The sequence below is a fragment of the Bacteroidia bacterium genome, assembly GCA_033391075.1.
Lineage (GTDB): Bacteria > Bacteroidota > Bacteroidia > J057 > J057 > JAWPMV01.
The window spans coordinates 3,623,329-3,637,019 of sequence record JAWPMV010000001.1; the positions used below are offsets into that span (position 1 = coordinate 3,623,329).

The 13,691-nt window shown below is 42.1% G+C and carries 10 protein-coding genes; 6 read left to right on the plus strand and 4 right to left on the minus strand.

The genetic code is table 11. The features are described from left to right. Position 1 precedes the first annotated feature (1 nt). The gene (gene fbaA / locus R8P61_14490; protein ID MDW3648274.1) at positions 2–1,081 is read right to left on the minus strand and encodes a class II fructose-bisphosphate aldolase; all 1,080 of its coding nucleotides are present in this window, start codon (positions 1,079–1,081) and stop codon (positions 2–4) included. A 108-nt stretch (positions 1,082–1,189) separates the two neighbouring features. Next, on the minus strand, positions 1,190–4,060 hold the full coding sequence (locus R8P61_14495) for a glycoside hydrolase family 31 protein (protein MDW3648275.1): 2,871 nt from the start codon (positions 4,058–4,060) through the stop codon (positions 1,190–1,192). Positions 4,061–4,320: 260 nt separating this feature from the next. Between R8P61_14495 and R8P61_14500 the strand changes: the two genes are divergently transcribed. Continuing rightward, positions 4,321–5,328 carry a glycosyltransferase family 9 protein gene (locus R8P61_14500; GenBank protein ID MDW3648276.1) on the plus strand — a complete coding sequence of 336 codons (1,008 nt, stop codon included), beginning with the start codon at positions 4,321–4,323 and terminating at the stop codon, positions 5,326–5,328. Here R8P61_14500 and R8P61_14505 read toward each other — a convergent pair. Together R8P61_14505 and R8P61_14510 are read right to left on the minus strand one after the other, a co-directional pair. Continuing rightward, on the minus strand, positions 5,312–6,022 hold the full coding sequence (locus R8P61_14505) for a hypothetical protein (protein ID MDW3648277.1): 711 nt from the start codon (positions 6,020–6,022) through the stop codon (positions 5,312–5,314). The genes R8P61_14500 and R8P61_14505 overlap by 17 nt on opposite strands. Positions 6,023–6,214: 192 nt before the next feature. After that, the gene (locus tag R8P61_14510) at positions 6,215–6,709 is read right to left on the minus strand and encodes a DUF6565 domain-containing protein (GenBank protein MDW3648278.1); all 495 of its coding nucleotides are present in this window, start codon (positions 6,707–6,709) and stop codon (positions 6,215–6,217) included. Between the two features lie 294 nt (positions 6,710–7,003). Between R8P61_14510 and R8P61_14515 the strand changes: the two genes are divergently transcribed. The 5 genes from R8P61_14515 (at position 7,004) to R8P61_14535 (ending at position 13,311) form a co-directional block, all read left to right on the plus strand. Then, the gene (locus R8P61_14515) at positions 7,004–9,268 is read left to right on the plus strand and encodes a gliding motility-associated C-terminal domain-containing protein (GenBank protein ID MDW3648279.1); all 2,265 of its coding nucleotides are present in this window, start codon (positions 7,004–7,006) and stop codon (positions 9,266–9,268) included. Positions 9,269–9,361: 93 nt separating this feature from the next. Then, a complete protein-coding gene (locus tag R8P61_14520; protein MDW3648280.1) occupies positions 9,362–10,555 on the plus strand; it encodes a pyridoxal phosphate-dependent aminotransferase in 1,194 nt (397 codons plus the stop codon). 95 nt (positions 10,556–10,650) lie between these two features. Continuing rightward, positions 10,651–10,971 (plus strand): metalloregulator ArsR/SmtB family transcription factor, encoded by a 321-nt coding sequence (locus R8P61_14525; protein MDW3648281.1) that lies wholly within the window; start codon positions 10,651–10,653, stop codon positions 10,969–10,971. 22 nt (positions 10,972–10,993) lie between these two features. Then, positions 10,994–11,806, plus strand: coding sequence for a sulfite exporter TauE/SafE family protein (locus R8P61_14530; protein MDW3648282.1), 813 nt, complete (start codon positions 10,994–10,996; stop codon positions 11,804–11,806). Between the two features lie 101 nt (positions 11,807–11,907). Beyond that, the gene (locus tag R8P61_14535; GenBank protein ID MDW3648283.1) at positions 11,908–13,311 is read left to right on the plus strand and encodes an MBL fold metallo-hydrolase; all 1,404 of its coding nucleotides are present in this window, start codon (positions 11,908–11,910) and stop codon (positions 13,309–13,311) included. Positions 13,312–13,691 lie beyond the last annotated feature (380 nt).

Consider the following 13,691-nt stretch of genomic DNA (forward strand, 5'->3'; position numbering starts at 1 on the left):
CTTATCCCAATACGTCAATCGCGTTTAAGTCTTCAAAAGCTAACTTAAGCCTTTTATTAAAGGATTTTTCTCCTTCACGCAACCAAACACGAGGATCATACTTTTTCTTATTAGGCTTGTCGTCTCCCTCTGGGTTTCCGATTTGTGCCTGCAGGTATGCTCTCCACTCAGATTCGTATTCACGAACCCCATTCCAGTATGCCCATTGGGTATCAGTATCAATGTTCATTTTTACAGCTCCATACTCAATGGCTTCGCGGATTTCTTCACGAGAAGAACCGGAACCGCCGTGGAATACAAAGTTGATCGGATTGGAACCTGTACCAAATTTTTCCTGTACGAACTCCTGAGAGTTTTTAAGGATGATAGGCTTAAGGCTAACGTTTCCTGGTTTGTAAACTCCATGTACATTACCGAAAGCAGCAGCAACGGTAAAGTTATCGCTGATCTTTTTCAAACGCTCATAAGCATACGAAACTTCAGATGGCTGAGTATACAAACGGGAACTGTCGATATCAGTATTGTCAACTCCGTCTTCTTCACCACCGGTTACTCCCAATTCGATCTCGATGGTCATGCCCATAGTATTCATTCTCTCGAAGTATTTGGCAGAGATTTCGATATTCTCTTCAATGGGTTCTTCAGAAAGATCCAGCATGTGAGAGCTGTACAGAGGTTGACCCGTTTGCTCGTAAAACTTTTCACCAGCATCCAGGAGTCCGTCTATCCAGGGAAGGAGTTTTTTTGCAGCATGGTCCGTATGCAAAATAACGGGTACTCCATAGGCTTTGGCCATTTGGTGTACATGATGTGCACCTGATACGCCACCTGCTATAGCCGCTTTTTGATTTTCATTCCCAAGGCCTTTACCTGCAAAAAATACAGCTCCACCATTTGAAAATTGAATGATAATCGGAGAGTTCGCATCTCTTGCTGTTTCTATAGCGCCGTTTACAGTATTGGTTCCAACTACGTTTACTGCAGGAAGGGCAAAGTTATTTTCATTTGCGTAGTTGAGTAGTTCCGTAACTTCATCACCGTGGAGGACCCCGGCGCGAAATTTTTTCTTAGCTGTAATCATATATTCGATCTTTAGGGTTATGGGAGCGAGATTAAATCGCCGACAAAGCTGCAAAAACTTTCATTTGTGTACAAATGAAAGTTATTCTTTAACAATTTGATAAAAAACCTACTTCAAATATCCTTTTATCTCAACCATAGTATCGGCACCCGACCAATTGACTTTCACGACAACTGTATTTTTTTCGAAGTCCCACCAGGCTGCTTCCGGACCCGGGCTTTTTATATAGGCATCCTGATCACTCAACATAACCTTTTTACCAAAGACTTTTACACTTTCAGGAGCTGTTGAAAATCCATGAATATGCAAGAGGATATTTATTCCTCCATTCAAGGCTTTCATTTTCCCTTCACCTCTTATTTGGGCAAATATTTTAAAACCTTTCACTTTGCCGGTAAAGAAAAGCTTTTTGTAGTCATCCTGTAAAAAATTTGTTTCACTCACTCCATTGTCCCAATAAAGCTCTCCCTGATCAAATTCGGTTTCGGGATTCGGGTAATAATGCAGAACCAAACTATCACCTCGGAATTCGGAAGTATTTTGCATGACATTAGCCATGGGAATCCAGGAACCTCTTTTTACAAATAGTGGAATTTCATCCGCCTTTAAAGGAATGGATTCTTTGCTACCTCCGCTGATCAATTCTTCTGTATAAAAATTAAACCACTCCCCTTTCGGAAAATATATATCTTTTAACTTTTGTCCTCTTTCCAAAACAGGGGCTACCATCAAAGCAGGACCCCAAAAATATTGATCCTCAATTTCCCAGGCTTGTGGGTCCTGGGGGATTTCGTACATAAGTGGCCGCGCCAAAGGAGTTCCTTTCTGATTATTCTCGTAGGCCAGATGGTAATTGTAAGGAAGTAAACGATACCTTAGTTGAATTGCCTTTTTAACAGCCCGCTGGGTATAGGGATCGTAAAAAATTGGTTCAGGCTCAACTCCTTCTTCTCCATACACCCGCATAATGGGAGAAAATGCTCCTAATTGCATCCACCTTCTATATAGTTCCGGATCTTTGGGACCTCCTGTATATCCCCCAATACCTGAATGCATGTATCCAACTCCGCTTAAGCCACTGCCCAATATGATTGGGATTTGAGCTTTATAGGCATTCCAGGAGCGAGCAGCTTCTCCGGACCACATAAAGGTGCCATAGCGTTGTACCCCTGCATATCCAGAGCTCTGGATATTGAAAAACCTGATCTCGGGATAATCCTGCTTAAACTTTTCATACAGGATTCGCGACCATTTTAAAGAATACAGATTATGAACCTCTTCTGCCAGTCCCTTTTTATGAACCATATCTCTCGGATGTAGATTCGGGCCACTTCTTTGACTGGACCAGGCAGATATGCCATTTTCCATTTGAGTATGATACTGAGGCCACATCCAGTCTGCCAGATTTGTATTAAATACATCTAGTAATGCTGCAGGCCCCGAAGGGAAATCTGAAATAATTCGAGTCTTACCTTTTGCATTGGTGGCAAACAGGCTTCCTTTGTCGGCAGTTGCAAAATGCTTGCTGCCTTGTGCGATATAGGGATCAGCACTAAGGATGGTGTGAATTCCTTTATCCTTAAAGTCCGATATCATGCGTTCTGGATTAGGCCATATTTTACGGTCCCAATCCATATTTCCCATTTTTTCTTCACCTCCAAACCAGTACTTATCCAGTAAAATGGCATCAATCGGATAACCAGCAGCCAAACTCCTTTTTACGATCCGCTCTGCTTCAAACTGATTTTTATAGCCATTTCTCCCCTGGATAAATCCTAAAGCCCATCTGGGAGGCATACTCTGGCGTCCCGTAAGTCGGGTATAGCGTTCGACAATTTTTGCAGGTTCGGGACCCAAAATAATGAAATAGGAAAGGTTGGAGTCTTTCACACCATATTCCAGTACTCCGGGCTCTCTTTTCCCCATATCCAGATAGGCCTTGCGGGGATTATCAAAAAATATCCCATAGCCTTTGGAGGAAATAATAAGTGGAATACTCAAATTGAGGTTGTCCTCTCCTTTGCTATATCCATAGGCAGGAGAATTATAGGTATATAATCTTTTTCCATTGAGGTCCTGATCTACTGCCCTGGCTCCCATGCCGTATAAATGTTCTTCATCTGATAGCTGGAAGCGAACTCCTGTGATCTGGCCAACTCCTCTGAGATCTTTATGGTAAAAAAAGCCGTCTTCATCCAAAAGCAATTCCCGATTCCCATCCAGAAATTCTAAACGAGTAGGTGCCTGATGAAGGCGAATATTAAAAGGATCTACTCCGGCGAGGCGGTAGGGATCATGCGTATTCCCGTCATATATATTTCTAAAAGGCTCTGGTCTTTGTACAACTGCCGACGACCCTCTTTCCTCTAATCCCCCTTTAGGGAAATAGCTAACATTGAGTATCCCTTCTCCATATGATTTGAGTAGAATGGATTGCTCTCCATCCGAAAAATAAATACTCCCATTATCCAATTGCTGCATTTTTTCAACTGCATCCATATTATCAGCATTGCCCGCATGCGCATTCTCAAGGGGACCTTGCTCAAATACCTGGTATTGGGGATAGAATATATCTTTGTCTTCGCTGTCCTTAGCTACGAGTGAGCCATTTTCATTTCTGAAAACGAAAGCCATTTGGAGGAAAGGATCATGGTCGGTGAATCCATAGAAATTTTTGATCTGAAACTGTATCTGATATAAATCCGGGCCGATACGTTCCATTTTCATTCGGTCATCGGCTTTTCCCCAATTTCCCTGCACATAGCGCCAGTCACTGGGTTGATCAACCGTACCTAAAATAACACCTGTATGGGCATATACCTCTCCGGTATAACCTAGTAAGGCCTTATTTCCTTTACTGGCATCAAAAACAATGCTTACAATATCATCGGCCCTGGGATTTGAAGGATTTACCCGTAAGACCTGAGAGAACAAAGAATATGGGAGAAACAGTAGGGATATGAGGTATGCGTATCTCATTTGGACGTGTTTTGTCGGGTCTTTGAATGGGTGTCTTAGTCTATATCCGCAAAAGAAAAGCCTGATATACAGTCTTTTTTAAGCAATCTTAAGGCCAATTTATTGATTATTTAAGCAGAGAGAGGAGCAAAGAAGGGTATCGGCCAAAAATGATGTTTAAAAGGTCATGAGAGCAATTTCACCCGTCGAATCCCTGATGGATTTCGCTTCTTTGAAAGAAACATCTGTATCTTTGTCCGATAAATACTGGAGAATACGGTATGGGCCTGAAAAAAGTATTGATTATTAGATTTAGCTCGATAGGAGATATAGTCCTAACAAGCCCTGTCCCCAGAAGTCTGAAAAAAAGTCATCCGGATTATGAAGTCCACTTTCTTAGTAAAAAGGCGCATAAAGATTTACTCCTCCATAATCCTCATATAGACAAACTGCATATTCTCAAGGATTCTTTAGGGGAAACCATCCAGGAACTGAAGCAAGAAAACTTCGATTACATACTGGATCTTCACCACAATCTGCGGAGCTTTTTGATTAAACTTCGATTGGGAGTAAAAGCCTCTTCCTTTCCCAAGGAGAACTGGGCGAAATATAAAATGGTTCGCTTTAAGAATAGAAAGATCAAACTCAGGCATATTGTAGAAAGGTATGCAGATACCTTATCTATTGTGGGCAGTCAATTGGACCATGAAGGCCTCGATTTTTTTGTTCCAGAGGGATTGGAGGAAAAGGCTCAGAATCTCTTGAGTGAACAACTGCCCCAGGTCTCAGAAAAACCTCTGGCAATTGTACTGGGAGCCAAACATGCTACCAAACGCTGGCCAGCTTCTCATTTTATTGAACTTATTGAACAGTTGGGGGAAGCCGTTGTCCTGATCGGAGGACCGGATGCGAAAGAAGAGGCAGAAGAAATCAGTAAGTTTATACAAACACCTCTTTATAATAGCGTGGGCCATTTATCTCTACTGGAGTCAGCGGCATTATTAAAACAATGCCGAGCGGTAGTCGCGCATGATACAGGCTTTATGCATATTGCTGCTGCCTTTCAAATGGATATCTATTCTCTTTGGGGAAATACAGTTCCGGAATTTGGCATGACACCTTACAAAAGTCCTCATCAATTATTAGAGATCAGGAATCTGGATTGTCGGCCTTGCTCCAAAATAGGATTTGACCAATGTCCAAAAGGACATTTCGCCTGCATGAAGCAACAAAAAGCAGAAAAAGTGGCTGAGCGTATAAAAGGGGGAATGCCTAAATCCGAACTTTAGGACAGGTACAGCGCTTTTTCATTTTCACCAAATGAAAGTTGAGGTAGATAGAAGCATTTAATCCAATCTCATTATCCTCCAACAAAAAAGTACTCACAGGCTCCTGGCTATTACTTAGCGGACTTTGATTCTGTATCCCTGTAAAATAGGCCTCACCTTCAAATGTGAGAGAAAGATGGGTATTGAAGAAAAAACTGTATCCGAAAAAGGCACTTGCACCCAGATTGCGATAGGAATAAGAAGCCGGGATATTCCCTCCATTGCTCATAGCAAGAGCCTCTACTTTTCCACTGGTATAAATGAGGTCAGCTCCCCCAAAAATCTGAGATTGCCCCATATGATACATGCGTTTGTAACCCAGATGAAAATCCCAGTCCGTCTTTTCAGCCGTATAATCATCCAACTGTTGAAAACCATCTGGATAGGCAAAACTGGCATTTCGTCTAAAAGCTCCTATCCGAAATCCATCCGAGATAGAATAATGATAGGTGTACCTAATTCCATTGAGGGGATGTAGACTAAAAGAGGATCCATTATCATATCCATCACTCAAAGTTGGTATGGAGTTGATCGAACCTAATTGCAAACTGAGTTCATGGATCTGAGGTTTAAAGGCAGCCCTCTGTGCAGAAAGATTACCTAAAGACAGGATCAGGATCGAAAATAAACCAACGAAAAAACGCGTGCTGAACATAAATATGGGTTTAGCTGATGGAAAACAATGAAATCTAGTAAAAATTTGGCTATGGATCAGCTGATTTTTGAGTGGAACCTAAGCCCTTAGCGCCAGGCCTTTTGATTTGATTGTCCTCAACATGAAAAATCCCTCCTCAAAGGAAGGGATTTTCAGTCAATGTTTAGACGATATTACGGATACCACTCCGTATTAATTCTTCTCCAGTTCTTTCTCGAGTTCTTTTCCAGCCTCAATCAATTCTTTTAGAATTTCTCTTCCGGCTTCTTTGAGTTCGGGAAGTGCCTCTTTGATCTCTGGTACGATCTCTTTGAGAGCTTCACGGGTTTCTCGAGAAATATCCTTGGCATGTAAACGAATCATTTCTGACAATTCCTCCCCATTGTCAGACCAAAAATTTTCCAGATTGTTGCCATGTCTGTACATGGCATATTGCATGGCATCTGACCAGATGCGTGTTCTTTCTTTACGGGTGAAATCTTCTTCGAATTCAGGATACCACTCATCCAGCATTTCCTCCAGCTGCTCATCCTTGCGGTCCCAATCAGTATCATTAAAATCTTCATGGTTTTCCTTCACATTATCCATGAATGATTCGTAGCGACTCATAAACTGATCCTTGCTAAAGGGCTTACAAGCCAGAAGGATACAAAAAGGGATCAGTATGATTAGTTTTTCGATTCTCATTTCTTTATGTGATGATTTGTTCTTTATTCAATAGACAGACTTGTTTTCAAATGGTTGGAATCAGGCAACCTTATGCCTCTTTTCAGGGCCTAATATAGGTAGAACCGGTCCGAGCAAGAATTTATTATACAGGCAATGGGACTTTTACCCTAAATCCAGGTTTATATTTGATCGAGAGATGAGGACTAAAAATGCTGGAAGCAGGAATAAACACCTTTGGCAAAGGCTTTTCGTTTTTTAGGAATATTCCTGAGCAAAAAATTGTCATATTTAGGTAAAGATTACAAGAGCTGTATGCGAAAACTACTACCCTTACTTTTTCTCTTCTTTTTTGACATTTGTGTATTGGCACAATCAAATGAAGGTACTGATTTCTGGATGGGATTTATGGAGCATCTGGATCAAAATGCCAACACAAAAGTCCTCATGATTTCCTCTCGCTATACTACCAGTGGTACCGTCAGTATGCCTTTGCTGTCCTGGAGCACTAGCTTTAGCGTAGCAGCCAATGATGTGGTTTTTGTAAGTATCCCTTTGAATGCAGAAACAATAGGTAGCGAAAGTATTACCCGTACTGGTATACATATACAAAGCCAGGCCCCGGTTTCCATTTATGCTCATCAGTATGCCAACTTTCGATCAGAAGCATCGGCTGTTCTTCCTACAAATTCTCTGGGGAGCAATTACTATGCAATGAGTTATTTTGGCTATGAAAATAATCGAGGGGTACATCCTTCAGAATTCCTCATAGTAGCTACTGAAGATGAAACCACTATCGAAATTATTCCTTCGGATCCAACAGCAGGAGGCAGCCCGGCTAATAGTCGTATTAATGTTGTCCTGGATCAAGGGGAAACCTACCAGGTTCAGGCACTTTCCGGCTTGGGGGGAGATTTGACAGGGAGCAAAGTTTCTGCTGATAAATCTATTGCCCTCTTTTCCGGAGCAAGTTGGACCGAAGTTCCCCTGAGCTGCAGCACCCGAGACAACTTATACGAACAAATGTACCCGGTCAGCACCTGGGGGAAGAAATTCCTGACTGTTCCAAGCAAGGATGCCAGCTTTGATTATTATCGGGTACTTGCCTCAGAAGATAATACCGTCGTCTATAGAGATGGGGCGCTTGTAGCAAATTTGAATGAAGGTGAATTCCTGGAGTTTCGTTTGTATGGCCTTCCTTCCTTTATAGAAGCAAATAGAGGCATCCTGGTTGCCCAATTTAATATCGGCAATACCTGCAATTCTCAAAGCAATCTGGGCGATCCTTCTATGATCCTGCTAAATTCAGTCGAGCAAACCCGAGACACCCTTACCTTATATTCATCTCCCTTCGAGGGAATACTGGAGAACTACGTAAATGTCATTACGAGAGACATAGATAAGGACTCTGTTTATCTGGATGGGAACCTTATCTCTAATCAATTTCAAAGTATCGCGGGCAATACGGATTATGTATATGCCAGTTTAAGCGTTTCAACGGGAACCCATACGATCACCTCATCCGGTTGCGGAGTCATAGCAACTGCTTATGGATATGGCGAATTTGAATCTTATGCCTACTCGGCAGGGGCTAGTTTCCTTCCCCTCAATGCCAGTCCCATTCCCGAAGGAGGCTGCCTGAATGATACCATATTTTTTTCCACGGGATTACCCGAAGATCGCGTCTCGGTCCAATGGGATTTTGGAGACGGAAATAGTTCTACAGACTTTGAGCCAAGCCATATCTACACTGCCTTAGGGTCTTATCCTGTAGAGGTAATCATAGAGGATTTTTGTCTGAATACCATTGATACAATCAATCAGGATTTGCTCGTTACTCTCCGCCAAAGTCTTGAAGCGTTCAATGACACCCTTGTTTGCGAAGATGATCCCGTACAATTGGGGGCGACTGATCTGGCAGGGGCAAGTTTCGAATGGCAAGGACCCCTGGACTATTTTTCGGAGGAACAGTTTCCTCTGATTGATAATACGGATCCGGCTATGACAGGAGCCTATACAGTAGTCGGGATCATATCCGGATGCGCCACCTTCCCCAAAGAACAATTTGTAGAAGTGCGTCCCCTACCTGATCCCGCTCTTGGCATGGATACCGTAATCTGCGATGGAGGTCCCATTCTACTTGATGCAGGCAATTGGACGAGTTATCGCTGGCAAGATGGGAGTATGGAAAGCTCCTTTACCGTTACGGAAGAAGGAAATTATTTTGTGGAGGTAATAGATGATTTGGCTTGTGTAAATGCAGATTCTATCCAGATAAATCGATATTGTCCTCCCACCCTCTATGTCCCTACAGCCTTTACTCCCAATGATGATGGGCTCAATGATTTTTTTGGTATCCTTGCTGAGGATATGACCCAGTTCAACTTAAAAATATTTGATCGCTGGGGAGGACTGATTTTCCAAACAGATTCTCCTGATGAATTTTGGAATGGGCGGATTGCCGGTGGAAAAATGGCTCCACAAGGAGTATATGTATGGCTGGTCAGGTATGAATTGCCCCTGAGAGATAACACAAGTTTCCTCCGTCAGGAAAGCGGAACCGTAAGCCTGCTTAGATAAATAGAAAAATATCCACCATCTATTAACAATTTTAACATCAGGGATACAATGCATTGAATAAGTCGTATATTTGGCGGGTTAAAATTCTAAATTATGCAATTATCTAGTCGAATAGCTTCCGTTGCACCTTCAGCGACCCTTTCTATTTCAAAGAAAGTAAGAGAGTTGAAAGCAGAAGGTCGCGACGTTATCGGACTTACATTGGGTGAGCCCGATTTTGATACACCTGAGCACATTCGTGAAGCTGCCAAAGCAGCCCTGGATGCAGGTTATACTCACTATCCTCCCGTTGCAGGATATCCTGAACTGAGGCAAGCTATTGTAGATAAACTTAAACGGGATAATGGCTTGAGCTATGCTCCAAATCAGATTGTAGTCTCGACAGGTGCGAAACAGTCTCTGTACAATGTAGTTCTGGGTATGTTAAATCCTGGAGACGGGGTTATCCTCCCTACTCCTTACTGGGTATCCTATGAGGCCATGTGTATCCTTGCTCAGGCGGACATCACCCGAATTCCAACCAGCATTGATACTGCTTATAAAATCAGTCCGGAGCAATTAGAGACTGCCATCAAGCCCAATACGCGTTTGCTATTCCTTACGACTCCTTCTAATCCAAGTGGAAGTATGTACAGCGAGGCAGAATTGGCGGAATTGGTGAAAGTGCTGGAAAGACATCCGGAAGTGTATATCATTTCTGACGAAATCTATGAACATATCACTTTTGGTTTTGATCATGTAAGCCTCGGAAGCTTTGAAAGTATTTTTGATCGGGTGATCACAGTAAATGGCTTTTCTAAAGGCTATGCCATGACAGGATGGAGATTGGGATATATCGCCGCTCCTCTAGAAATAGCGAAAGTAAGTGAGAAGCTTCAGGGTCAATGTACTTCCGGCCCCAATGCTTTTGCCCAACAAGGAGCAATAGCTGCCTTAAATGGAGACCTCTCCCCTACCTATGCTATGCGGGAAGCATTCCGCAAAAGGAGAGATATGATGTATGATGAATTGAGAGCTATAGAAGGACTGGAAGTAATTCTACCCGATGGAGCTTTCTATTTCTATCCAGACCTCAAAGCATTTTTAGGTAAAACTTCTCCCGCTGGCAAGAAGCTCGATGACATTGGAGAGCTTTGCCTTTACCTGATAGATGAAGTAGGATTGGCCCTTGTTCCTGGCAATGCCTTCGGAACAGCAAGTCATGCCCGTATATCTTATGCCTATGCAGATGAGGTACTAAAAGATGCGGTAAATAGATTAAAAACAGGCCTGAGTAAACTCAGCTAAGACATATTTCACAAAAAATCGGTCAGAATCTGTAACCTGGCCGATTTTTTTTCGTTAATATTACAACATTCCAACATTTGTTCATATATCTGAATATGTCATTGGTAAAAAGAAGAAATATCCCATTAGAGTCTCTCAGCAAAATGGCTGGGATTCTCAAAACCATTGCTCATCCGGTAAGATTGGACATATTAGAATTGCTTGAAGCGGAGAAATCTCTGACCGTAAGTGATATCAAGGATAAACTAGGGCAGGAAGTTGAAACCTCTATGTTATCCCATCATTTGATAAAAATGAAGGATAAAGGCATTTTGGTTTCTGAGAAAAAGGGCAAATACATCTTTTACCAATTACGTGATCCCCATATCTTGCAGATCTTTGATTGTATGCAGGCATGTAGATTAATTTGGGAATAAACTCTAAAGAAACACGCAGGAAATAGATTACATGGAAATATTAGGATACTTTTTAGCACTACTTATTGGCTTCACCATGGGATTATTGGGAGGAGGAGGTTCTATCCTCTCTGTTCCGGTATTAGTATATATCCTGGGGATCAGTCCAGTACTTGCTACAGCCTACTCCCTTTTTATAGTAGGAGTAGTAGCCAGTGTAGGAGCAGTAACCAATTTTAAAAAAGGTCTGGTTGATTTAAAAACAGCTATTGTTTTCGCAGTCCCTTCTTTTATTGCTGTTTACCTTACCCGGACCTTTCTTCTACCCGCAATACCCGATATCCTGATAACAACAGAATCCTTCGTTCTGACCAAGGATATTGCCCTGATGATTTTCTTTGCCATCATCATGTTCGCAGCCTCTATTTCCATGATTAGGAAAAAGTCAGTCCCTTCTCTCAAGAAATTCAGGGAGCAAAAGTTCAATTATCCGATGATTTTATTGGATGGTTTTTTTGTGGGTACCCTGACGGGAATTGTAGGCGCTGGTGGAGGCTTCTTAATAATACCTGCATTGGTTTTACTGGCGAGGCTGCCTATGAAATTGGCAGTTGGGACTTCGCTCACTATCATTGCCATAAAATCTTTGATCGGCTTTTTAGGCGATATACAAACGGGTCAGGTCATAGATTGGAACTTTCTCCTCTTTTTCACCCTGCTGGCAGTAGGAGGAATTTTTATCGGAGGGTATGTATCTAATTATATTCCCGGGAAAAAGCTTAAATCCGGCTTTGGCTGGTTCGTCTTATTCATGAGTATTTTCATTTTGGTAAAGGAATTACTCTTCAATCAATGAATCTTAATTTTTTAAACTAAATACTTGTTCTATGCGAAACAGATCACAGAAGTATTGTCACATCTATTTCGCATATTTGTAGAATTTTAATCCTCACTATTATGGTAGTTGAACAAATTTATACAGGATGTTTAGCACAGGGTGCATATTACATCGAGAGTGAAGGGGAAGCCGCGATCATCGATCCCTTGCGTGAGGTACAGCCATACATTGAAAAAGCCGGTAAAAAAGGCGCAAAGATCAAATACATTTTTGAAACCCATTTTCATGCGGATTTTGTCAGCGGTCATGTGACCCTCGCAGAAAAAACAGGGGCTCCTATTGTATATGGTCCCAATGCAAATCCAAAATTTGAAGCACATATTGCAAAAGATGGAGAGGTATTTCAGCTAGGGAATCTTAGTATCACTGTACTACATACTCCAGGCCATACCATGGAAAGTTCGACCTATTTACTCAAGGACGAAAAGGGGAAGGATTATGCCATCTTTAGCGGAGACACCCTCTTTCTGGGAGATGTTGGCAGACCGGATCTCGCACAGAAAGCGGCAAGCATGACGCAGGAAGATTTGGCTGGAATGTTATTTGATAGCCTGAGAAACAAAATCATGCCGCTATCAGATGACATTATCGTTTATCCTGCGCATGGAGCAGGTTCTGCCTGCGGGAAAAACATGATGAATGCCACCCAGGACAAATTGGGGAATCAAAAAGAGATGAATTATGCCTTACGGGCGGATATGACGAAAGATGAATTCATCAAGGAAGTAACGGATGGCCTCCTGCCTCCTCCCGCCTATTTCCCCCTCAATGTACAAATGAACAAAGAGGGATATGAAAGCATCGATAAGGTTTTGAATGATGGGAAAATGGCGCTTTCTCCAGATGCTTTTGAAACAGCTGCAAATGAAACCGGAGCAGTTGTGCTGGATGTGAGAAATCGCGAAGACTACATCAAAAGTCATATCCCACGCTCTATCTTCATAGGGCTCGACGGAAGCTTTGCTCCCTGGGTAGGTGCCCTGATCAAGGATGTCAAACAGGAAATTCTCCTGGTGGTGGATGAAAGCAAAGTGGAGGAAGCCATTACACGCCTTGCGAGAGTAGGCTTCGACAATACCCTGGGTTATCTGAAAGGAGGCCTTGAAAGCTGGCAAGCAGCCGGAAAAGAAACGGATCATCTTCCTACAGAAACCGCCCTTGAATTTGCGGACAAATTTGCAGAAGGAAATATTCAGGTACTGGACGTGAGAAAGCCGGGTGAGTATGCCCTTGAGCACGTAGATCAGGCCTATCATGCACCTTTATCTTTCCTTAATGATCACCTGGCCAGCATTCCCAAAGACAAAGCCGTGTATATGTATTGTGCCGGTGGGTATCGTTCGGTAATCGCAGCTTCCATCCTGAAATCCAGAGGTATTCATAATCTTGTCAATATCAAGACCGGATACAAGGGAATCGTAGAGACTGAAGTAGCTCGCAACAATCAAGTTGCTGCAAAATAGAAACCCCTGTGGTTTGCTACAGAGTATATTCCCTTTAATGAACAAATTAACCCCTACCCACAGTAGGGGTTTTTCTTACCTTAAAAAGAGCTTGATATTTTACAAATTGGAAATTATCAAGTTGTGTGTCAAATTTATAGACAAATTAGTTCTGATACCTAAAATCATTTATAACAGGTTACAACGCTATTCTCAAATACAGTGGGATTCTATAAATACACTTTAATGAATTAAACCTGGTACAGTCTAACTTCTTAATGTCTCCACAGTTTTTGAATAATTTCTGGGTTGCCTGACTCAACATACTCTCCTAATAATATGTACTTAATAATTCGGTCGGCTAATCAAGCTACCATAAAAATCAGAATATTTCGGATTCT

Bases quoted from the DNA above. Each gene is read 5' to 3' on its own strand.
- fbaA (MDW3648274.1), bottom strand. From the start codon at position 1,081: ATGATTACAGCTAAGAAAAAATTTCGCGCCGGGGTCCTCCACGGTGAT.
- R8P61_14495 (MDW3648275.1), bottom strand. From the start codon at position 4,060: ATGAGATACGCATACCTCATATCCCTACTGTTTCTCCCATATTCTTTG.
- R8P61_14500 (MDW3648276.1), top strand. From the start codon at position 4,321: ATGGGCCTGAAAAAAGTATTGATTATTAGATTTAGCTCGATAGGAGAT.
- R8P61_14505 (MDW3648277.1), bottom strand. From the start codon at position 6,022: ATGTTCAGCACGCGTTTTTTCGTTGGTTTATTTTCGATCCTGATCCTG.
- R8P61_14510 (MDW3648278.1), bottom strand. From the start codon at position 6,709: ATGAGAATCGAAAAACTAATCATACTGATCCCTTTTTGTATCCTTCTG.
- R8P61_14515 (MDW3648279.1), top strand. From the start codon at position 7,004: ATGCGAAAACTACTACCCTTACTTTTTCTCTTCTTTTTTGACATTTGT.
- R8P61_14520 (MDW3648280.1), top strand. From the start codon at position 9,362: ATGCAATTATCTAGTCGAATAGCTTCCGTTGCACCTTCAGCGACCCTT.
- R8P61_14525 (MDW3648281.1), top strand. From the start codon at position 10,651: ATGTCATTGGTAAAAAGAAGAAATATCCCATTAGAGTCTCTCAGCAAA.
- R8P61_14535 (MDW3648283.1), top strand. From the start codon at position 11,908: ATGGTAGTTGAACAAATTTATACAGGATGTTTAGCACAGGGTGCATAT.